Source organism: Legionella sp. 227 (assembly GCF_043161935.1).
Taxonomy (GTDB): domain Bacteria; phylum Pseudomonadota; class Gammaproteobacteria; order Legionellales; family Legionellaceae; genus Legionella; species Legionella sheltonii.
The window spans coordinates 1,288,548-1,310,838 of sequence record NZ_CP171154.1 but is presented as its reverse complement, the minus strand read 5'-3'; the positions used below and the strand labels follow the sequence as shown (position 1 = coordinate 1,310,838).

The window sequence follows — 22,291 nt, the reverse complement described above, 5'->3', positions numbered from 1 at the left end:
ATGACAACACGATTACTCATTGCACGCCATGGTAATACCTTTGGCCCAGGGGACATTGTTCGACGAGTGGGAGTCACTGATTTGCCCTTAGTGGATAGTGGTCTGAATCAGGGACGCCTATTGGGTAGCTACCTGAAAAATAATCATCTTATTCCTGATGTCATCTTCACTTCCAAACTCAAGAGAGCCATACAAACTGCAGAACAAGCACAAAATACGATGGGAACCAATTTACCGATTAACACCTTGGCTATTTTCAACGAGATCGATTACGGACCCGATGAAAATCAACCCGAAGAAAACGTTGTTGGCCGTCTTGGTAAAGAAGCACTCCATGCCTGGGAATCAGGCGCGGTGGTGCCTGAGGGTTGGAAGGTAGACCCTGCCGCACTGATTAAGAATTGGATGGATTTTGCCACCCGGATACGTCTAGAATACCCGGGAAAAACATGTCTTGTAGTGACTAGCAATGGGATCGCCCGGTTTTCACCCTATTTAACGGGTGACTTTGCAACATTCAGTGCACAATACGGAATCAAAATCGCTACCGGAGCCTTGTCTGTCTTTGAACATAGCGAACCCACTCAGACATGGTGTTGTCGTGCTTGGAATGTGAAACCACCACCGGATACTTTGTAGCCTGGTGAAATAAAGCGAAGTTCCTCAATTCAGGAAGATGATTAATGAAATTATGGATGATGGTATTTTCTCTATTGATGCACTCCTTTTGCTATGGAGCTTCAGCATATTGTTTGCCTAATCAAGCATGTTGGCCAAGCCAAAAACAATGGGACGCATTAAATAGGCAAGTAAACGGTCATTTGCTGCAAGGACATTCTCCCTTATCTCCTTGTATTAAAAGCTCGAATAACATCGCATGTAGCGATATTCTCAATAAACTTAAAAATCCTTATTTTATTGAATCGCAACCTGGTGCAACTCAATCCAATGGCTGGATCGATGCATGGCAATCGGCAGTAAGTCCTTATGTTGTTGCGGTTGAAAATGCACAAGAAATTGCTTCGGCAGTTAATTTTGCCCGTCAACATCGAATAAAGCTTGTGGTGAAAGGTACCGGTCATGATTATCTTGGTCGCTCCAACGCAGCCAATTCACTCTTGATCTGGACCCATAACATGCGCAAGGTCACCCTCCACGATCATTTTATTCCCCAGGGGTGTCCTACAACACAGAGACCTAAACCTGCAGTCACCATAGCCGCAGGTACACGCTGGTTAGAAGCATATAAAGAAGTCACGACCAATAATGGCCGTTACGTGCAAGGAGGAGGATGCGCTACCGTCGGTGCTGCCGGTGGATTCATTCAAGGCGGAGGCTTTGGAAGTTTCTCCAAAAAATTTGGTACCGGCGCTGCAGGAGTTCTCGAGGCAGAAATCATTACTGCCGATGGCAGGATACGCACTGCGAACGCCTGCCAAAACCAGGATCTTTTCTGGGCTTTGAAAGGAGGCGGAGGAGGTACTTTCGGCATTGTCAGTAAAATCACCTTACTGACTCATGAGCTCCCGAGCTCATTTGGAAAAGTTAAAGGGACAATTACAGCGAAATCAGATACAGCCTACCAAGAACTGATTCGTTACTTTATCCATTTTTATCGAGACCATCTCCATAATGAACATTGGGGAGAACAAGTGAGCTTCACTCCGGGTAATAAAATGACTTTCTCTCTAGTTTTTGCAGGTTTAAGCAAGTCCGAAGTGGACACACTGTGGCAGCCCTTTCTGGATTGGTTAAGCAAAAAGCCGGAACAATACCAAGTTCGATGGGATAGTGCGACACGTCCTGCAAAACACTACTGGGATTTTGATTTTCTGATTGCCAATGCCCCTGAGGCCATTGTGGTAAATAAAGCTAACAATGCATCCCCCAGTGAGTTTTGGTGGGCCTCAAATCAGACAGAAGTATCCATGTACATCAATTATTATTTATCCATGTATCTTCCTGCCAAATTATTTGCTCAAGAAAACGCAGATCATTTGGCCCAAACCCTTTTTAAGGCATCCCGTTTCACTGAAGTGGTCCTTCATTTTAATAAAGGTTTGTCGGGGGCCTCATCCGAGGCTACCGCACGGCAAAAAGATACCGCAATGAACCCAGAAGTACTTGATGCGGTAGCTTTAGTCATTATTTCTGGAGGCCAACAAAATACCTATGCCAACATTGCCGGTCATAAGCCTGATTTAATTAAAGCAAAAAAAGAGATCCATCAAGCGAATAAGGCGATGGAATTATTCCATGCGTTAAGTCCGAACTCAGGGACTTATCCGAACGAAGCAGATTATTTTATTAAGAATTGGCAATCTGCTTTATGGGGAAGTAATTATCCTAAACTACTGCAGATAAAACACAAATACGATCCGCACAATGTATTTAGCTGTCATCATTGTGTGGGAAGTGAGTAAAGTTTGGTGCGTTTAGAGGCGATATTTTGGGATTACAGTGCCTCCATGCCTCCAGCAGCGAAGATCCCTTCTCCACTCGGGGAGAAGGGAAACTCAGTGTGATACAGCTGCCGACCCATCAATTACACATCATCAAAATAATTTTTTAATGTGTACTGTACCTCTAAATTGAGTTCACCTGAATTCGGGTCAATCGCACTCACCGTATCTCCCAGATAGCCAATTGCCCAAAAGAAAAGGTTGGAGGTTTCCATATTGGCTTGCAAATAAGGCATTAGCGAATCGGTAAAAAAGGCTTTTCCTTTTGCAGTCTTCCAAGAGGCCTCACCCAGCACAACAGGATATCCCGCTTGATATAAAAATCCCCATGACCAATCAAAACGTAATTGACTGGGCATCCCAGGTGCTGTTTCCCATCCTGCAACCTCAGCAGGATAAACATGGGGTGAGAAAACCAAATGACCATTCTGAGCCGAATCATCACCCAGCAGCCAGGATAATGCAGCGTCATTTATACCTTGCTTGCTTAACTCACTCTTGAATTTGTTCTTATCAAAAACAGCAATGCCGTTTTTAGCCTGCATTTCATCAAGCAACGGTTTAAAATCCTCACCCCAATTTCCTTTAAAAAACACACGCTCTAAATTGCCACATAAAGAAGGATCTGGAGAATGGCTGTATCCATTGTCATTCACTACTTGTGATTTAGGGATACAAATTACAGGATTGTTTGAATCATCATTTCCTGAATCAGGGCCTTCGACAAACAACAGTAAATCGGGGTTATTTTTCTGTACTGCATTGGCAGCTGTGGCGATGACTTTAGTCCATGGAACTTGAGAGTCATGCGATTTAAACCAATTTAATCGATAAGGCTCATTAAAAATGTCAATGCCTATGACATTGTCTAAGTTACGGTTTTTAATTTCTGTTGCTAATAGAGCAATGTCTTGCTCATATTGCTTCATCTCATATACAGTTCCATCGCGCATCGCATCACCATAACCATGACGATGGTGGATATCAATCATTACCTTGATATTTTTCTTTTTTAATTCGTGCAGAACAATCCAAAAAGCTTGCTTCGGACTCACTGCTTTTTCACACGCCAGACCATTACTTTGCCATGTCTTACAAAATATACCGTTGCCTGCATTTGGGGAAGACTTGTCCGCAAGCCATTTATTCAAATCAACCTCATGTTGCTCATCATAAAGCACCTCAGGTTGTATGGGTAATCGTAAGGTCTTAAAATTCACCGCGGTATTTTTATCTACGCCCGAACTTGGAAAGTTCCCTGGATTACTGATTAAATCCATCATGCCATAAGCTCTTGGGTTGGAACTAAGGGTTGGTATGGCGTAAAAAGGATTGCTTTGCAAACCCTGCAGAATATTTGAGTCCTGAAATCCTGACCATGAAAGGCCATTGATGTGAATAAGCTGGCCTTTGTCATTGTAAATTTTACTGTTTTGAGTTTGGTAGGAGTGCGCATCCAATGCAAGCATTAATAAAAACCAACATCCTAATACGCTTATTTTTTTCATTCACTATTCCTCCAAATTAATACATGGATAATTTTTAAATGAGCATCATTTAGCTACTCATCAATCATTTCAGGTGAAACGTTGAATGGAGTTTACAAAATTCAACAAATGGGGGTTGTATTTGATTGGTGCAAAAACAAACATCATGACAGCCTGAGTGAAGCAGGTGTAACCCATGGTGTACTCAATCCATGGTCACACGTGCTAAAGAAGAAAAGTAGTTAGCCTACATGTGAAAAGCGACGATCATTTTCATAAATGGATCTTTTAACCAATTCATCCATCTCTGCGCTTGGTTCACACGATTGAAAAACCATTTTTAGCGGAGACACGTCTACCGTTGATTTACTCACATCATTTTGCAAATAACCATCAAGATTTCTATAAGTAAGATATTTATCTGTAGCAAACTCTTGGCATTGAGCCATCGTTTCATCTTGGCATATTGAAAATTTAATCAAATGTTCTGCATGGAATGGTTCTTGGCTTTTTGAAAACACATACTGTATATCGTATAGAACACTATCAGCGCCAGCACAAAAATAGGTACCTGATTGAAATTTATTATTTTCGAATACATCACTACGGATATAACGACCTTCTCCTGGTTGCAAACCAGCAAGGGATACTTTATGAGTTGCTATTTCTTTAGGATTGTCTGCAACAACGTAACCAGTTAAAACCAAACCCAATACTACAGAGGCTATTTTCATCATTCTGTTTTAACTCCTAATATGAAATAAATATTCCTTGAAATGGATTATTTTCCCTAAGCCATTACAAAGAATTATAAAAATATGAAGTTGTCTAAAAAAAGAGGGAACTTTCATTAATTTCAGCCGAGCATTATACCCTATTTCATACGAATAGTGCAAAAATTTATAAATTAATTCTCATTTTGATCGAAAACCACTTAATAAATCGTCTAGAAACAAATAAGAACTACCGTCATCCCGCAATGGCTTTTAGACCCAATTCTTCTATTTTTTGATCTCTTTGCTTTTTTTATTTACTAATTTAAAATTATTGATTACACTCTGCAACACTTAAAATAAAAATACATTTTTTAATGTCTAAAAATTTAAGCAAAAAATTCAGAGCGTCATTAATCAGTTATTTTAAGAATCCTGACGAGCTGCAAAATAAAAAAGATCTAGCTGCATCTGCTTTTCTGCTCTTTGAACATGCCGCAAAGACCTGCAATAGCATCGAACCCGATAAATTTATGGGCATGATCGATGACATAGTAAGAGTTGCCGTGCATGGAATTAAAATACATCCATACCTTGGAATCATGCTGGATTCATTTTCTCGAGAATTAAGGGATTCTGAATGTCGTAGTGAACTACTCGCATTTCATGTTCTTACTCTGGCTTATAATCTTTATTTGAAAAATAATTTAATTGACCCAGAACAAGAGGCTAGGGATAAATTAAAAATAGTTGAAGAAACAATTCAACAATTAAAAATGAATAATAATCCTTATGCCGCAGAATTAGAAAGTGCCCTAATCAAACTAACTGTTTTAACGGATGAGTTTTTTAAATTAACCCCCAACCAACAATTTCAAAAACATGCAAAATTTGAGCAAAACCTAAAGCTTGTTTGCTCTAGCCATCAAAAGGCCATAGAAAGCGATTTGCGAGTTAAATCGGCTTTTTATGGTTTCCTTGCAGTAATTTTGAGTTTCTTTAATTTTTTTGGACTTTCGCTTGCTGACGAATACCAAAGGAAAAATAGATTTTTTCAAGAGATTTCTTTGGCTCCAAGGAATACCTTATCGGATTTCAAAATATCTTTTGATGAAATTGAAGAGATTCAGGAAGTCTCCGAAGCTAGATTATAGACAGCTTATAACGTTAATGAAGATCCCTCATCATCGATGTCTGGAAGCTGTTCCACTCCCTCAACTAGCGTCGAACTTGGGGCTGCGTGAAGATGGTGTTTTCCCTCAGGATTTTTAAAAATTTGAGCTTTAGGCTGCTCAGTCTTAGAATTAGGTTGAATCGCTGCAAGTTCTTCAAAATTAGATTTGTTGACCAAACCATCGTTTTCAGAATAATGGACTTCTATCGGAATGAGCTTGTCAACATCCTCTCTTTTGAAAAATCGTTCCAGGTTTTTAAACGCATTGGCTACAAAGGTGATAAAATCCCCAAGCGATGAAAGAGCAGACGCTCCTCCCTCCCGTCTTATTCCTCGTTGTCCTACCAGTTGAGCGTGTTCATCTTTATCGCTTGGATTTCGATAAATCGTGGGTAGATTGCCGATAATTTGTAATAGTGGGTTTTTCATGACTGCTGGAGCGACTAACTGAATCTTTTTGATTTTATTTTTAGCGATACCTTCTGGGGGATTTTCATTCAGTTCATGTATCATATTTAAAGCATTGCTAATAACCGCCCCACCTAAACTGTGACCGAGTAAAACAATTTCATCAACATTTGGATCGCGATAGGCTTTTTCTAACATGCTATAAAAATCAAATTGCATTTGTTTAATATTCAAACCCTTTTCCCCGCGAGATTCATCAAAAGCAGCACCCGACTGGTCATAACTGATGACTTTATAGCCTTTTCTGGCATATTGATTGGCGACTACATTAAAAGTATTGACGCTGTCTTGTAATCCGTGCACGGCGAGTACTAATTTGCGTGGCTCTGTTTCTAAAGTAGAGTCAGACCATGTTTTTGTTTGTAAGGTTCTTATATCATTACCCGTGTTGTGCTTTTTTACGGCGTAATCTTTGATGGCTTTCTTAATTAAATCTTCAAATCGACTTGAAAAGCCCCTACTAAACTTATCAGATAAAAAATATTTTGCTATCTCTTTAACCACATCATCAGGAGATGATTTAGTATCCTGATGATTTTTTATTATACCTCTTATTGCCGCAAGATCGGCTTTCCGCTTCATATTTGGGTTGGGGTTTAAATCTTCATACTGTTTACACGCGTATTCTATTACTTTGGCAATATCATAATTTATTGTTTCTGTTCCATAACGTGCATAAGGCTCTAATGCGATCAAAGCTTTTTGCATGGTTCTATTTATTTCGTTTGCTGCTTTTGACCTTTGCGCCCGTTCGTTTTTGGAACCTCCTTGAGCAACAATCTGATCGGCTAAGACAGCATGCCAATTGTTATTCGTTGCATAATTTTCTGCTCCAATCTCCTTTGCCTTGTCCACTAGAGAGGTAATTACAGCGTCCATTTTCTTTTCATCAATTTTTATAATTTTCTTTGAAATTAAGCTTGTTAATGCAAGCTTAAATGCCTCTTTTAACGCATCATCGGCTCTGGATTCTACTGCCACGGCATCTAATTTTTCGTGATACAAGAGAAGAGCAGCTTTATAGTAATGAGTGAAATCTGGGTTTTTCTGAGCTAATGCTTTATAAGCTTCTAGAGTTTCTGGTTTTTGAACCTCTGTCTGACTCTTTTTAGACTCGAGATAAACAGCAAATGCTTCATTAAGATATTCTAATTTAAGTTTTTTTCGATCAGATAAATCATCCTGCTGATGAAGGTGTTGCACATGTTCCCTAGATCCTAATTTCGTATAAATACTTTCATAGCTACTGCCCATTTTTACACCTCATTCAAAAATACGGCTGTATTTTTTTCTGACATCATCGCAAGAATTATTATTCATCATATAGTATAAATATTATACTATTAATTTATAAAATGAACAACATCCTGTACCCGGTGCACTTCCTTCATTTCACGGGGTAACCTCGCATTCTGCTGGGAATTATCACTGATTTTAAACCGCTACTGGTCAACTAGTTATCATAATGGCAAGTTAAATAATAACTATTTGATTTCATACTAAAAAACTCTTTGCTATTAAAAAAAAATGAGTTATAACTCTCTTACCTGAATCATGGATTGACAGGTATCTGGGATAGGTCAGCATGATGCTGAATATTTTTTTCATGGAGGAGAAAATGAACAGTAAAGTATTTTCGCAACGCTTCAATCGCGAGTTAGCTTCATTGGGCTTTCCTGAAGATTTAGCGGAGAAAATCAAAGCGGTAGCTAAAGTTTTTGGTGTTTCACGACATTTAGCAAATTCTTTAATTTTCGGCCATATACTTCCAGGGAACGAACAGCTCAACAAGATTGCAGAAATTTTAGAAGTTTGCCCACAATGGTTAGGTGGCGCAACTGACAGAAAAAAAACTTATCCAAGCCGCGAAGTTGCAGATAGTGTATAATAGTTAAAGTTGAGATAATTATTATATATTGTAAAATGCTGTATCTGATCCTGATATCGGGTATTGGGTACAGCAGTTTGTATCTCTATTTTTTACCTTAAAAGCTTTATTTCGCGGGTTATTACCATCATGGAATGCTTGAGTTTTTGTATTGCCAAAACAATTGATTTAGCACGAGTCGACAATCATTTTAAAAGTGCTTCAACTGAATTTACTTCGTTGAAGACCCGTGATGTCCTAAAATTAAGTGCAAACCACAACAAAGATCATACGATTTTTATTTTTAAAAATGGCACGGTTGTTTCCTGGGGGATCAAACGTTATCAAATTAATGATTATTTGAATACGATCAAACTCCTGGTTGATAAACCCGTAACTCTTTTAGTGCATGATGAATTTCATTATCAGTTCAGTGATAAAACCACCATAGAACCACATGATTTTTTCGATGTGGATTGTTTAACCATTGAAGATGACAGTGATGAGCTCAAACTCAGCCTTTCTTATGGGTTTTCTCAATCAGTAAAATTACAATATTTTGAAACCATCATTGATGCACTCATTGAAAAATATAATCCGATGATCCAAAGTCTTTCAATCACGGGTGAAATGGAAATTAGCCGCACCCAAATACAACAGATTATTGGAGAAATACTTGGTGCTAAAAGTGAAATGAATTTAATTAGTAATTTCCTTTATCATCCAAAATATTTTTGGCAACATCCAACTTTAGAAGAGCACTTTTCCATGTTGGAACGGTACCTGCACATCCAAAGACGAGTCAATGCAATTAATCATCGCTTGGACACTCTCAATGAAATCTTTGATATGTTTAATGGTTACTTGGACAATCGACATGGTCATAATTTAGAGATTATCATTATTGTATTGATCATTTTGGAAATTGTAGTTGCCGTTTTAAACTTACATTTTTAATAAATTTTCAATTTTAATGAGAGCAAATTAAGACAAAACAAGCTATTCTTTAGAAAAACAAGTTCTATTTATTAAATTATGCTTAGTAATACAAATCAACTCAATGAAGATCAACTCAATGATCTTGAACAATTAAAAACCGTCTGTAAAAAAAAGGATGGCAGCGTTCCTAATTTATATACTCATTTGCTCACTCAAAAACGCAATTTGCCTACGATTTTACTGCATTATGACAAACACCATTTAGTTGGATTTTTAAGTGTTTTTTTCTTTTATGAAGATGCAGTTGAAATCTCGCTGCTTGTTCATCCAGATTATCGACGTAAAGGCATTGCTAAAAAAATGCTTCACACCATTTTGCCTTTAGTGAAAGAACAAGGCTTTTCTAAACTGGTTTTTTCTAGTCCTTCCCATTTAAATCAACAATGGATTGCGGATCTCGGATTCATTTATATGCATAGCGAATATTACATGGAGCGACATGATTTAAATCCCTTACTGGATTATAAGAAAAATCTGACGTATCGCACTGCAACAGAGCAGGACATTCCTTTACTCTGTGTTCTGGATGAGGCATGTTTTTTTAAAACTCAATCCGAATTAATTCCTCGTTTTGAACACATATTAAGTGATAGAACCTATCAAATAATATTGGCCTTTGAAGACAACCATCTTATAGGTAAAGCACATATACGCTGGCAAAAACATGGGGCTACTCTTTCTGATATTGCAGTTTTGCCCGTTCGCCAAGGAAAGGGGTTAGGAACAGCATTGATTTCCCACTGCATTAATTATGCTTTAAGCGAAGGTAAGCCGGAGCTCAATCTCGATGTAGAAACACATAACCAAAAAGCCTTAAATCTCTATACCCGACTCGGTTTTCTCACGCAAAACTCATGTGAATACTGGGAAGTCGATCTCTACACATTGCAAAAATTAGTTAAGCCAAAACACCCCCATTAATTTACATCATGTTTCCCCAGACGCTTTATCTATCTGGGCAAACATTTTTCTGTAAAATAAAACCTCATCGTAGAGCTTGACAGAATTTAAACCCCACCTTTAGTATTGTCCGATCAGCTATTCACATAGAAGTCGCTGTTTCAACGTACATAAAAAGCGTCATCCATTAAAATTAAAAGGATCATTGATGAAAAAAAGGGTTGTCATAACCGGTATGGAAATAACCTCTTCCATAGGAACAGGCTTAAGTAAATTTTGGGAGGCTGCAAAACAGGGACAATGCGGAATAAAACGCATCCAAGGTTATGATCCTTCTTCATATCCCACTCAAATAGCTGGTGAAATTACTGATTTTTCCCTAGAGCACCTTCCCGAACTGAATAAAAACAAACGTTATCCACGAGTTGCCCAATTCGCTCTTTATTGCACACATAATGCCATAGAACAGTCTGGACTTACCGCCCATGAGCTCAGTAAAGCAGGAACTTTCATCGGTACGGGCATGGGGGGCTATCCCGAATCAGAATCAAGTTATCAATTTTTCTTCGCTGATAATTGGAAAAAAATGCAACCCCTGACGGTGATCCGAGGAATGGCTAACTCTATTGCCAATTTTGTTGCCATCGCCTTTGGTCTTGGAGGTCCTAATTCAACCATTTCCAATGCCTGTATTTCATCAGCTGATGCTATAGGCGCCGCCTACCATCAAATTGCTCATGGGCGGATTTCCACGGCGATTTGTGGCGGTACTGAAGCACCAATTTGGGAATCAATGATGTCTGCCTGGTGCAAATTAAAGGTATTGTCTACGAACAATGAAAATCCAACAAAAGCCTGCCGCCCTTTTGATTTGCATCGAGAAGGGATGGTGATGGCCGAAGGAGCTGGAGTTTTAATTCTTGAAGAATTAAATCAAGCCAGAGCACGTGGAGCTACCATTTTTGCAGAAATAATTGGTTTTGGCTCCAGCTGTGATGCCTTTCATATTACCGCACCCTCTTCGGAAGGGCAGCAACGTGCGATTCAAGGGGCATTAGATGATGCAAAATTATCACCGCGCGATATTCAGTATCTGAAAGCTCATGGGACTGGGACGCCATTAAATGATCGAGTTGAAACGCAAACGATTAAATCACTATTTGGTGAACAAGCCTATGAGATCCCAATCACCGCCCAAAAATCAATGATTGGACATGCGATTGGAGCTTCTGGAGTCATGGAAGTCATTTCCACATCACTTAGTCTGCAACATGATTTGTTGCTGCCTACGATTAACTTAGAAACTCCTGACCCTGATTGTGATTTGGATTATGTAGCAAATGAAGCACGTAAAAAGGCTATTGATATCGTCCTATCCAATCATTTCGCCTTTGGAGGGGCTAATATGGCTTTGATTCTTCGAAGATACATCAATTGAAGAGCAAATTTGGCTGCTTTTGGACACGGTATTTAACCTAACTTTTACTCATTGATGCATTGTAGCGTTGTAGGTTGGGTCAAGGCCCATCCTACATCTTGGGATAATTTCTGGTGCAAAAGCAATGGGCTAATTAATACATATAGCCTATGCTGAACATTAAGGCAGTAGTATATAAATGAGGCATGCCTGGACCTTGGCTCAAAGTTGCTCCATCGCCCCCCAAATAATTTTTACCCCAATCGGCAAGTTCAACTCCTGCACCTACTTGCCAATTTTGAGTTAACATTTTTTGGACACCCGCGCCAAGCGTGTAAGAAAAAGCGACTATACTGGAGGTAGTAAACCAATACGTCGGATAAAGAATAGGATCGATTGTTGTAGGCTGCCAGTCATGAGCATGGTTCCACCCCACACCAAAACTGCCACTAAGATAAGGCTGTAGCGTTTGAAAACCGTTACCAATAAGCTTACCTTTAAACTCTGCTCGGAAATGACTTACTTTATACTGATAGGTATAAACATCGGGAACTCCATTCACTGTAACTGTACCCGAAAGAGAAGCATCACTGGCTGCTGCAACTCCAAGACCAAATTGAGCAATGACATTGCTTGCACCGATAAAATGCTGCAACCCAAAAAAGAGTCCGCCAGTGCCTAACCAATCCGATTTCGAATCGGCAAGATAACGGTTGTATTGGGGGGGCGGAAAAGGATAAAGATATTGATCTTTCCCCGGATTAGACCAAGCTGGACCTCCGCTTGCAATAATAATAGACGACCACACCTGCGGTAAAACAGGGGCATAGAGGTCTTCAGTAGCAAAGACATTGATTGAAAGGAATGCAAAAAATCCTGAAACTATTATTTTTTTAAACATTACATATCCTTTTGATTTTTCATCATGAAATCCTGGGCATTCAGGGTAATTTTATACAGTATTTGGATCTACTTTTCTATACCTCGGTTGCGAGAATTGTAGCGTGAACAGAGGGACGGCGGCTATTGAGTTAGAAGAGTTAGACTATTATTAGCTCTTTAAACCCCTTAGGCAGTCTTTCTTATTTCATTTGTTAAGGGCTTGATTGTATGTGAAATTTTTATCAGTATGATTACATAAATTCCCAGGGAGCTATAAAAATGAAAACCAAATTTGGCTTTTTTGGCACAAATATTGAGCTGCAAGAACTAAAGGGACCAGAGCACATCCCATCGTTTAAGGTGATTTTTGTTGGGGACGCTTGCGGCAAAACCTCGCTATTACAAACACTGACTTCAGGAAAATACCCCCGTCATGTTAGAGCTTCAATGGGCGCAAATTTTTATCATAAGTTGTTTGAAGTCAGTGGAAGCAAAATAAATCTTCACATATGGGATATATCCGGCGCAGCACGTTATGGCAATTTATGCAGGCTTTATTTTAAAGAAGCAGACATAGCGATTATAGGTTTTGATCTAAGCCAAAAAGTAACCTTTGATGGTGCTATAAAATGGCTGGAAGAAATTAATCGGCATTTAGATAGGGATATGTTGGGAAAAATTATTCTAGTTGGGTTAAGAAGTGATGCAGTACCTGATCAAGAATTAGACATTAAAATACTGAACGGATTTATTAAGGCTAATAATTTATGTTACATGACGGCAAGCGCAAAAACAGGTCAAAATATAGAAGAGTTATTCTTGCAAGCGGTCACTTTAAAAATGGAGTCATTACGTCGCGAAGAAGAAACATTAACGTTCTCCAGTTAACGTTTATCATTAGACCAAAGGCTGAATTTTTTTAGAATTGTGCCTTGTTGGGAATCATGGGCGACTCAATCAAAAACAGCTAACTAGAGGGTTAACTATTTATCAGCTAAATGGTTTTCATTCTTTCTTTTATGCAGATGTTGATCCACAAAAATGAAGCGGCCTAAAACATAGCAATGGAAGTTTCTTGAGTATATAATCAGCTATTTTATAAAAAAAGGCCAACAGATGAGTTATTCACTACGTGATATAGCAAACAAGGTACAAGGGGTAGTCATTGGTGATGACTCAATAAAAGTTTCTGTCTTATCACCTATTGATGAAATTAGCCCCGGAAGCATTGTGTTTGCTGATAGTAATGAAAATGTGAAGTTAGCAGAAGCCTCACCCGCAGCTGCCATATTAGTCAACGAACAGATTTCTGTTTCAAAAAAACCATTAATACAAGTAAAGCATCCATTTAAAGCCTTCATTTCTTTGATGCATCATTTTAATCCGCCTCAAAAAACGATCCCTGGCATTCATCCTACTGCAGTCATTGGCGAAGGAGTGCAATTGGGAAAGGATGTCTTTATAGGCCCTTATGTAGTGATTGAAGCAGGCAGCATTATCGGGGATCATAGTATTTTAAAAAGTCACATTCATATTGGCCGTGAAGTGACTGTAGGAAATAATACCACCATACACTCCCATGTCACCGTATACGATACATGTCAAATTGGCTCCCGAGTCATTATTCATGCCTCTACGGTTATAGGCTCTGATGGGTTTGGTTATACCTTTGTTGATGGCAAACATCTCAAAGTTCCCCATGTTGGACGGGTCATTATTGAGGATGATGTAGAGATAGGTGCGAATACCGCAATTGATCGAGCCACAATGGGAGCAACGGTTATTGGTGAAGGGACTAAAATTGATAATCTGGTCCAAGTGGCACATTCTGTTAAATTAGGTAAACACAATATCCTTTGTGGTTTTACCGGTATCGCCGGAAGCACTACTTCAGGGAATCATGTAATTTTTGCTGCCAATGTTGGTGTGAGCGATCATGTACGCATTGATGATGGGGTAATTCTAGGGGCTCGTACAGGAGTACCTCCGAACAAACATCTGAAAGAAGGGAATATTTATTTAGGAAATCCTGCTCGTCCCAAAGATCTTGCCATTCAACATGAGTTGGGGGTTAATCGCATTCCCTTGATGCGCAAAAATATTAAAGCGCTTTCGGAACAAGTTGAATTATTGAAGAAACAACTTGCCAAAGAAGAGGCAGAGTAACTATGACATCACCCTTGATCCTCATTGATGGCTCATCCTATTTTTTTCGTGCATTTCATGCACTACCGCCTTTGACTAACTCAAAAGGGCAACCCACAGGAGCGATCTATGGGGTAGCCAATATGATTAAAAGGCTCATTAAAGATTATCAGCCGGAAGAATTAGCCGTAGTCTTTGATGCCAAGGGGAAAACATTCAGGGATGAATGGTATCCAGAATATAAGGCTCATAGGCCGCCCATGCCTCATGATTTAAGCATCCAATTTGAGCCCTTAATCCAGTTATTAGAAGCCATGGGTCTTCCCATACTGATTATTGATGGCGTTGAAGCAGATGATGTGATAGGAACCTTAGCAAAACAAGCCACAGAACAAGGAATCCCGGTTGTCATTTCTACTGGGGATAAAGATATGGCTCAACTGGTTAATGAACATATTACGCTCATCAATACGATGAGCAACACCACCATGGATATTGAAGGAGTCCAAACGAAATTTGGCATTAAACCAGAACAAGTAATTGATTATCTTACGCTAATTGGCGATACCGTCGATAATGTTCCTGGGGTAACCAAATGTGGGCCCAAGACAGCAGTCAAATGGCTTACTGAATATCAAAATCTGGATAACCTGATTCAAAACGCAGACGCAATTGGCGGTAAAATTGGCGAGAATTTACGCGCAAGTATTCCACAACTCCCCTTATCCAAAAAGTTAGTAACGATCAAAACTGATGTTGAGCTACCTCTAAATTGGGGTGAATTAAAACCTAATCCAGTGAATAAAGAGCAGCTTATTGAATTAACGCGCCTATTTGAATTCAAAAACTGGCTAAAAGAACTCTTAGGAGAAGAGGGAAGCTCCTCCTCGAACAAACCAGCTATCTCCAGTATACCCTTTGAAATAATCACAACGAACCAACAACTCGATCATTTGCTCAATCAACTGGAACAATGCCAAGCATTTTGTATCGATACCGAAACAACCAGCATTGACATTATGTTGGCCGAGATCGTTGGCATTTCTTTAGCGATTGAAGAGGGAAAAGCGGTTTATATCCCGTTTACTCATACAGATGGAACAGCTCAATTAATTCGTGAAGAAGTATTAACCGCTTTAAAACCTGTTTTAGAAAATCCTCAAATAAAAAAAATTGGTCAGAACCTCAAATACGATTATGCGGTGTTGAAAAATCATGGCATTACTTTAGAAGGCATACGTTACGACACGATGTTAGAGTCTTACGTACTCAACAGTGGCGCCGGTCGTCATGATATGGATACATTAGCTTTAAAATATCTGGGACACAAAGCGATTAGTTATGAAGAAGTTGCTGGCAAAGGTGCAAAGCAGTTACGTTTTGATCAAGTTCCAGTGGATAAAGCAGCAGCTTACGCAGCGGAAGATGCAGACATTACCTTGCAGCTGCACAATAAACTGTTTCCTTCGATCCCGGAATCGGTGCAAAGTGTATTCAATGACATCGAAATGCCCTTAGTGACCATCCTTGCCGATATGGAACGACTTGGGGTACTCATAGACTCCGTAACCTTGGAGCGACATGGAACCCGTTTGAAAGAGCGCATCCATGCCTTAGAACAAGAAGCATTACAACTGGCAGGCAAACCTTTTAATTTGAACTCACCCAAACAATTACAAGAAATTCTCTTTGATTCCCATAAACTCCCTGTAATCGCAAAAACACCAACTGGACAACCTTCCACAGCAGAGTCTGTATTACAAGAGCTGGCTTATGATTATCGTCTTGCCGCGGTGATCCTGGAATACCGCAGCCTGACTAAGCTGGTTTCTACATACATTGACGCTTTGCCTAAAAAAATTAATCCGCAAACTCATAGAGTACACACATCCTATAACCAGGCGGTTACTGCAACAGGTAGACTTTCCTCAAGTGAACCTAACTTGCAAAACATTCCAATACGCAGTGAAGAAGGTCGTCTGATTCGTACCGCATTTATCGCTCCCGATAATTGCATTATCCTCGCAGCAGATTATTCTCAAATCGAATTGCGGATCATGGCTCATTTATCGCAAGATGAAAATCTGTTAAAAGCTTTTGCTCAGGGTTGGGATATTCATGCAGCAACAGCCAGTGAAATCTTTCAAACGCCACTCGAAGAAGTTAGCAGCGAACAACGCCGCAGAGCAAAAGCCGTCAATTTTGGCCTGATTTATGGAATGTCTGCTTTTGGCCTGGCAAAACAAATTGGGGTGGAACGGCAGGATGCGCAATATTACATCGATACTTATTTCCAGCGTTATCCTAAAGTTTTAGAATACATGAACCGTACCCGCCAACAAGCTCATCAGCTCGGTTATGTAGAGACCTTATTCGGCAGGCGTTTGTATCTACCTGAAATTAATACTCGCAATATGGTACGACAAAAAGCAGCTGAACGAACTGCAATTAATGCGCCGATGCAAGGTACTGCAGCAGACATTATTAAAAAAGCCATGATATCCATCGCGAAATGGCAAAATGAGCAAAAAAATCCATCTGCGAAAATGATTATGCAAGTCCATGATGAATTGGTTTTTGAAGTAAATAAAGAGGCAGTAGAGCCCTGCAAAAAAAGAGTTCGCGAATTGATGGAACATGCGGTGATACTGTCTGTGCCGCTTGTAGTCTCTATTGGTACAGGGACTAATTGGGATGCCGCCCATTAAAAATTTTGGCGGAATACAATTAAATTAGAATTGTATTCCGCGTGCGCTTCTATTATTCTTTTTGAAACACTTAAAAGGACTAAGAAGATGTTTCATAAGATACTAAAAGCCACTTTTTCTATTCTTTGTTTTTCTCTTGGATGGAACGCTCAAGCAGCTCAAGATCTAATGATTATTAATTCGAGTGATCAAATAGCAGAAGCACACGTTTTTAACTACGATTGCCTAGACACCAGGAGTTGTTCTATTGCTCCAGGCACATCAATAACTATTTCCCAAGCCACAATGAATTCTCTTTGTGTAGAATCTCCAGAAAAATGTGAAATTAAACTGGGTGTTGCACCAATTATTGCAGCAATTGGAATCGGAGTTTATCATACTGAACAAGGTTTGCTGTATGTAGCAGGATCCCGCTGGACTGGTTACTCTGCCCGTCAATTAGCAAGTAATATAATTGAAATTTATAAAAAAAATAAAATTGAAGAAACGCATTGATAGTCACTTATGGAGATTAAGTGACTTTTTTATGTATGGTGCGTTGCCCAATAAATATTCAATGCATCACCATATTCTAAAGGTTTAATAATTTGCCCTCTCACATTTAAATCTTTAATTGCTAGCTTATCTTCTTTTGTATAAGCATTGGTCAAAATAAAAACTTCTGTAAATGCTAATGAGGGATCCTTTCGAATAATTTTTAGCAAATCGATGCCGTTTACCTTGGGTACATTAATATCGAGAAGGATCACCTTGGGATGGATTTTTTCTTGTCCATAACGTCCCAATAATTTGTTCAGTGCTTCTTCACCATTGGAAGCCACTTCAATCGCACAAGATTCTTTAACTTTTTTAAATATGCGCTTTACACCCTCGACATCTACAACATCATCCTCGATATACAGAATATCAACGGCGTTCTTGTGTGTTTCCATAACAATTCTCCACCAGCGCATTCCTGTACTTTAAATGATATTTAAAAGTGTGCGGAAATCAGGAAATATTTTGGCTAAAAAATTTAGCCCCAGCGCCTGTATAAGGCTTACATTAATTATAGTACTAAAAATATATCAATTTTGAAAAAAAATTAAATTTATTGCCTATAATTTATATACATATAGAGAAGGATAAAATTATGTATCAATTGGATAAATCAATTCATTTCATGATCATTGACGATGATGTAATTGATATCAAAGACATGCAAAGAACCTTTAAAAAAAATAATATTGATAATCCTCTTCATATTGCAACCAACGGATTAGAAGCATTAAACAAATTATTGGGGCTAAATGGCGAGAAAAAGATTATGCCCACCCCGCAAATTATTATCCTCGACATCAATATGCCTAAAATGAATGGCATAGAATTTATGAAAAATATCCGCGCCAATAATCAATTGAAATCACTGCTGATTTTTATTTTTACTACATCAAATAGTGAGAAAGATAAAATAGAGGCATACAACTTAAATGTGGCTGGCTATATTGTAAAACCTTTTCAGGTGTCACAATTTATGGAAATAATTTCATCATTACATCGTTATTGGAATCTACTCGAATTTCCTAATAAAGATAAGAGCAAGGACTAATCACTATTTTGTTTTCTGATTTGCTTAGGCCAAGTAAATGACATTGCGGTTCCATGGCCTACTTGAGATTGCACCATCACTTTGCCTCCCTGAGATTCAACAATTTTTTTCACAATACTCAAGCCAACACCGGTGGACTCCAATTCATCTCTTGATTTAAGGGTTTGAAAAACGATAAAAATTTTATCAAAAAATTCAGGCTCAATGCCTGGGCCATCATCTCTGATCGTAAACAGATAAAATGCCCCCAATGAATCAACCTCGATTTTGATTGTGCCCTTTTTTCGATGGTGATGTTTGATGCTATTATTTATCAAATTGGACAACACCTGAATCAATGGAATCTTCGCTGTTTGAAAAACGGGTAATTGTTTGGGGTATATAAACTCAAATTGGCCCTCAGGATTAAGGCCTTCAATAATATCTTTCAAAATTGTTTTAGTATCCACAAGTTCAACATTCAAATCGACCCGACCAGCACGCGAATATTGTAATATGCCATCAATTAAATTCGACAAACGCAAAGTACGTTGGCGTAACAATGCCAAGTGTTCTTTTGATTTCTCATCAATCTTGTCGGCATTATCCTCTTCAATCCAAGTAGCTAATCGTTCGATTGCCCGCAAAGGTGCCTTTAAATCATGTGAGGTAATATAAGCAAATTGTTCCAATTCTTCATTGGTCTTAATCAGTTGATTTTCAACTCGCTTCGCCTCGGTAACGTCTTTGGAAATTAAAAGAAAACCAATAGGCTTACCTGAATCGTCTCGACGTAAGCTTAAGGTAACGAAAGCAAGAAAATGTGATCCATCTTTGCGAACCCGTTCAAACACTCCTTCAGCTTTGCCTTCCTGCAAAGCTTTTTGCATAAATTGTTGAACTGCTCCCGATTCAATGTCTTCGGGGATATGTAAGGAAAGTAGATTTTTTTTATTCACCATTTCAGAAGCATGGTAGCCATAATTGCGGTAAGCTCCTTCATTCCATACAATTATTTTTCCATTTAAATCGGTAGCGACAATCGAATAATCTATGGAACTTTCCAGTATATTTTGCAAAATACTTTTTGCATAAAAGGTGTCTTCGTCTGTTTTAATAGTTTGTGCCTCCAAATTGAGAATGCTTTTTTCTGTGCGCATACTCTCTTTGCTCTTGTGTTTTTCAGTCTGATTTAATTGTTGACCAAAGGCTCCAAAAGTCTTTTTCCCACTCTTTTTTCTTTCCGCGAGTATTTTTTTTGCTTTCTTCTCATTGGAGTTTTGCATCCATTCATATTCCATTGTACCTTCCTCAAGATATGGATCTTATTTATATGTCCATAGAATAGATAACTCTAATTATAGCGTGTGTTTTATGCACTTGCTGATTGATCATCAGCTTCAATGCTGGGAAAGGAGTCAACATCGAGAAAATTGAGCACACGGCTGGACGACTGAGAGAAATCACCATCCGGATAAAGAGTACACCCATCGTTTTACGCGGCTCTAAAACGAGCTGGGTATTGGATTAGATGCAATCAAGATGATAATTGGCTTGTCTTTTAGTACGAGTATGATGAGAGTATGTGGGTTGCTTTTCATTGACTGCATCATCAAAATAAAAAGACCAGGTTTTTTGAATGCACTCTGGGTTGACTGTTTTTGTCCAAGTATTGTATTCGTTAACTAAACGATTCGCTTGAATAAAAACCTTGGCGAAAGCACTACGCATAAACTCCGAATCTGACCAGGCAATTATGGGAAGATGGGGATATTTTTGCAAAATAACGGCTGCAAGTTGGGGACCATGAGTCGATAATTCATCAATCAAATTCAACTCACCATCAATGATAACGAGATCGGGCACATGGGTATCTATACAAGACAATGCGTCTTGACTATTACTCACAACATCTATTGATACCGATGCAATTACTGACTCTAAGAGTCGAGACAAACAAAATGCATTAAAGGCATTGTCTTCAATAATTAATACACGCATCGCATCCGGGCTCCCTGTTAGTTCAAGATTAAGTATAAAGATCAAACCTTAAGGAACAATTAAGAAATTATTTTTATAAATAATTATTTTTAATATTGGATTATGAGTCGTTGGTTACGAAAGAAGAGGTGATGATTTAAAAAACAGGTCACCTCTCAGAGGAAAATATTTTGCTTCAAACCATTGGGCTATGATCGTTGAAAAAGTAATGCAGCACGTGCCTGTATTTCCAAAGAGATAGAGAGCTATCGCGCACCACCACCAACGCCACCTATTCCACCATGTCCACTACCACCTTCTCCGGAGCCTTCTCCGCCATAACCTTTTTCATTGTTAGTTGAAAAAGGGGGATGATTGGTATTACAGGAGCAAACAAATAAGGTAGTTCCAAACAGACACAACGCAAAAATAGCTTTTTTCCATTGCTGCATAGTTAACATGTTTTTTCCTTATGAATTATTTATTCCCTTATAGGGTGTCTTACCCATTTATTCATAAACATAATGGAGTAGCAAATCATTACGTTAACTCTAAATATAATATAAGTTAGTTCAAAATTCATTTCGAATAGAATCTTACTCACATTATTGTAAATTATAATCCGCAATTAACTCGTCAATTACGTTCCATGACTTTTCAATGTCCTCTGGATTAGTCCCAGGTAATCTTGCACAGACAATGAGTGCTTTCCATAGCGCCCATCCTCGAGCACGCGCCCATGTTGCTTTATCAAGTTGCAGCGTTTTACGAAAAACCTCACGACTCTCCGTTTTGAAAAAAGTCCAAGCAATCACCAAGTCACATGCAGGATCACCGACTGCTAATTGACCAAAATCAATGACCGCACACAGACGTCCTTCTTTGACTAATAAATTGCCTGGGGCAATATCGCCATGAACCCAAACAGGATCAGAAAGCCAGGCATCACTCAGTGCCTCAGACCAGATTGCAGAAAGAGTCCCAGTATCTATTTGTTGCCGCAAAATTTTAATAGCCTCTTGTGTCTCGGCATCATAAGTTGACAGTGGTCCACCGCGGTAAAAACTGTGCTCGCCAGCTACTGGACCACCAATCGCCTTAATCCCTTGTAATTGCAACAAAAATTGAGCTAAATCAGCAGCAAATCGATTCATTTCATCAATACGCGCAATGGACGCGGTTTGTCCCTCAATCCAGCGGTAAATCGACCAATGCCAAGGATAGTCCTCTGTGGGCTCACCCTTTGCTAACGGGATTGGTATCGGTAAAGACAAATGTGATGCAAGATAGGGTAACCAACGCTGCTCTTTTTCTACTTGGAGTGCATAAAATGCATCACTTGGAAGGCGAACCGTCATTTCGCTGCCAAGATGAAAGGTTCTATTGTCCCAGCCACTGAATTCTACAGGCTGAATGGGTAAAGCAGACCATTGTGGAAATTGTGACTGAATCAGTCTGTGTACAAGTGAAACATCGATATGTACGGTCATTATTATCCCCACAAATGTGGTTTCTTGGTCAA

General features: G+C 39.0%; 22 protein-coding genes. 13 read left to right on the top strand and 9 right to left on the bottom strand.

Translation table 11 applies throughout. The features are described 5' to 3' along the window. Together ACF8MK_RS05645 and ACF8MK_RS05640 are read left to right on the top strand one after the other, a co-directional pair. The gene (locus ACF8MK_RS05645; protein WP_392538521.1) at window positions 1-639 is read left to right on the top strand and encodes a histidine phosphatase family protein; all 639 of its coding nucleotides are present in this window, start codon (window positions 1-3) and stop codon (window positions 637-639) included. 44 nt (window positions 640-683) lie between these two features. After that, complete coding sequence (locus ACF8MK_RS05640; protein WP_392538520.1) at window positions 684-2,423, top strand: FAD-binding protein; 1,740 nt, start codon at window positions 684-686, stop codon at window positions 2,421-2,423. Window positions 2,424-2,545: 122 nt separating this feature from the next. Here ACF8MK_RS05640 and ACF8MK_RS05635 read toward each other — a convergent pair whose 3' ends face one another. Next, entirely contained in the window at window positions 2,546-3,970 is a 1,425-nt protein-coding gene (locus ACF8MK_RS05635; RefSeq protein WP_265703778.1) for a cellulase family glycosylhydrolase, read from the bottom strand. Window positions 3,971-4,051: 81 nt separating this feature from the next. Here ACF8MK_RS05635 and ACF8MK_RS05630 point away from each other — a divergent pair, with 81 nt between their 5' ends. Next, window positions 4,052-4,195: a hypothetical protein gene (locus ACF8MK_RS05630; RefSeq protein WP_265703777.1), complete on the top strand. Its 144-nt coding sequence runs from the start codon at window positions 4,052-4,054 to the stop codon at window positions 4,193-4,195. On the opposite strand, the gene ACF8MK_RS05625 is transcribed toward ACF8MK_RS05630, so the two are convergent. Beyond that, window positions 4,192-4,686, bottom strand: coding sequence for a hypothetical protein (locus tag ACF8MK_RS05625; RefSeq protein WP_392538519.1), 495 nt, complete (start codon window positions 4,684-4,686; stop codon window positions 4,192-4,194). The two genes, ACF8MK_RS05630 and ACF8MK_RS05625, sit on opposite strands and share 4 nt — an antisense overlap. A gap of 353 nt (window positions 4,687-5,039) precedes the next feature. On the opposite strand from ACF8MK_RS05625, the gene ACF8MK_RS05620 reads away from it, so the two are divergent. After that, a complete protein-coding gene (locus tag ACF8MK_RS05620) occupies window positions 5,040-5,816 on the top strand; it encodes a hypothetical protein (RefSeq protein WP_392538518.1) in 777 nt (258 codons plus the stop codon). Between the two features lie 5 nt (window positions 5,817-5,821). Here the strand turns inward: ACF8MK_RS05620 and ACF8MK_RS05615 are convergent, their stop codons facing one another. Continuing rightward, a complete protein-coding gene (locus tag ACF8MK_RS05615; protein ID WP_392538517.1) occupies window positions 5,822-7,558 on the bottom strand; it encodes an alpha/beta hydrolase in 1,737 nt (578 codons plus the stop codon). A gap of 364 nt (window positions 7,559-7,922) precedes the next feature. Between ACF8MK_RS05615 and ACF8MK_RS05610 the strand changes: the two genes are divergently transcribed. The 4 genes from ACF8MK_RS05610 (at window position 7,923) to ACF8MK_RS05595 (ending at window position 11,508) form a co-directional block, all read left to right on the top strand. Next, entirely contained in the window at window positions 7,923-8,192 is a 270-nt protein-coding gene (locus tag ACF8MK_RS05610) for a hypothetical protein (RefSeq protein ID WP_028381550.1), read from the top strand. A 129-nt stretch (window positions 8,193-8,321) separates the two neighbouring features. Beyond that, window positions 8,322-9,128, top strand: coding sequence for an RMD1 family protein (locus tag ACF8MK_RS05605; protein WP_265703772.1), 807 nt, complete (start codon window positions 8,322-8,324; stop codon window positions 9,126-9,128). A 78-nt stretch (window positions 9,129-9,206) separates the two neighbouring features. Next, on the top strand, window positions 9,207-10,091 hold the full coding sequence (locus ACF8MK_RS05600) for a GNAT family N-acetyltransferase (protein WP_265703771.1): 885 nt from the start codon (window positions 9,207-9,209) through the stop codon (window positions 10,089-10,091). A gap of 187 nt (window positions 10,092-10,278) precedes the next feature. Continuing rightward, a complete protein-coding gene (locus ACF8MK_RS05595) occupies window positions 10,279-11,508 on the top strand; it encodes a beta-ketoacyl-[acyl-carrier-protein] synthase family protein (RefSeq protein WP_392538516.1) in 1,230 nt (409 codons plus the stop codon). A 133-nt stretch (window positions 11,509-11,641) separates the two neighbouring features. Here ACF8MK_RS05595 and ACF8MK_RS05590 read toward each other — a convergent pair whose 3' ends face one another. After that, complete coding sequence (locus ACF8MK_RS05590; RefSeq protein ID WP_392538515.1) at window positions 11,642-12,388, bottom strand: hypothetical protein; 747 nt, start codon at window positions 12,386-12,388, stop codon at window positions 11,642-11,644. A gap of 260 nt (window positions 12,389-12,648) precedes the next feature. Between ACF8MK_RS05590 and ACF8MK_RS05585 the strand changes: the two genes are divergently transcribed. The 4 genes from ACF8MK_RS05585 to ACF8MK_RS05570 all read left to right on the top strand — a co-directional run bounded on the left by ACF8MK_RS05585 (window position 12,649) and on the right by ACF8MK_RS05570 (window position 17,717). After that, complete coding sequence (locus ACF8MK_RS05585) at window positions 12,649-13,257, top strand: Rab family GTPase (protein ID WP_392538514.1); 609 nt, start codon at window positions 12,649-12,651, stop codon at window positions 13,255-13,257. Between the two features lie 228 nt (window positions 13,258-13,485). Beyond that, entirely contained in the window at window positions 13,486-14,535 is a 1,050-nt protein-coding gene (lpxD, locus tag ACF8MK_RS05580) for a UDP-3-O-(3-hydroxymyristoyl)glucosamine N-acyltransferase (protein WP_392538513.1), read from the top strand. A 2-nt stretch (window positions 14,536-14,537) separates the two neighbouring features. Then, window positions 14,538-17,222 (top strand): DNA polymerase I, encoded by a 2,685-nt coding sequence (gene polA / locus ACF8MK_RS05575; RefSeq protein ID WP_392538512.1) that lies wholly within the window; start codon window positions 14,538-14,540, stop codon window positions 17,220-17,222. Window positions 17,223-17,309: 87 nt separating this feature from the next. Further along, the gene (locus ACF8MK_RS05570) at window positions 17,310-17,717 is read left to right on the top strand and encodes a hypothetical protein (protein WP_392538511.1); all 408 of its coding nucleotides are present in this window, start codon (window positions 17,310-17,312) and stop codon (window positions 17,715-17,717) included. Window positions 17,718-17,746: 29 nt separating this feature from the next. Here the strand turns inward: ACF8MK_RS05570 and ACF8MK_RS05565 are convergent, their stop codons facing one another. Then, on the bottom strand, window positions 17,747-18,154 hold the full coding sequence (locus ACF8MK_RS05565) for a response regulator (RefSeq protein WP_265703764.1): 408 nt from the start codon (window positions 18,152-18,154) through the stop codon (window positions 17,747-17,749). A 200-nt stretch (window positions 18,155-18,354) separates the two neighbouring features. On the opposite strand from ACF8MK_RS05565, the gene ACF8MK_RS05560 reads away from it, so the two are divergent. Next, the gene (locus tag ACF8MK_RS05560; protein ID WP_265703763.1) at window positions 18,355-18,810 is read left to right on the top strand and encodes a response regulator; all 456 of its coding nucleotides are present in this window, start codon (window positions 18,355-18,357) and stop codon (window positions 18,808-18,810) included. Here the strand turns inward: ACF8MK_RS05560 and ACF8MK_RS05555 are convergent. From ACF8MK_RS05555 to ACF8MK_RS05540, 4 genes are all read right to left on the bottom strand, one after another. Continuing rightward, window positions 18,807-20,090 carry an ATP-binding protein gene (locus ACF8MK_RS05555; protein WP_392538510.1) on the bottom strand — a complete coding sequence of 428 codons (1,284 nt, stop codon included), beginning with the start codon at window positions 20,088-20,090 and terminating at the stop codon, window positions 18,807-18,809. The genes ACF8MK_RS05560 and ACF8MK_RS05555 overlap by 4 nt on opposite strands. Window positions 20,091-20,316: 226 nt before the next feature. After that, complete coding sequence (locus ACF8MK_RS05550) at window positions 20,317-20,790, bottom strand: response regulator (protein WP_265703761.1); 474 nt, start codon at window positions 20,788-20,790, stop codon at window positions 20,317-20,319. Window positions 20,791-21,035: 245 nt separating this feature from the next. Then, complete coding sequence (locus ACF8MK_RS05545) at window positions 21,036-21,230, bottom strand: hypothetical protein (RefSeq protein WP_265703760.1); 195 nt, start codon at window positions 21,228-21,230, stop codon at window positions 21,036-21,038. A gap of 144 nt (window positions 21,231-21,374) precedes the next feature. Then, on the bottom strand, window positions 21,375-22,259 hold the full coding sequence (locus ACF8MK_RS05540) for an aminoglycoside phosphotransferase family protein (RefSeq protein WP_392538509.1): 885 nt from the start codon (window positions 22,257-22,259) through the stop codon (window positions 21,375-21,377). Between the last annotated feature and the right edge of the window lie 32 nt (window positions 22,260-22,291).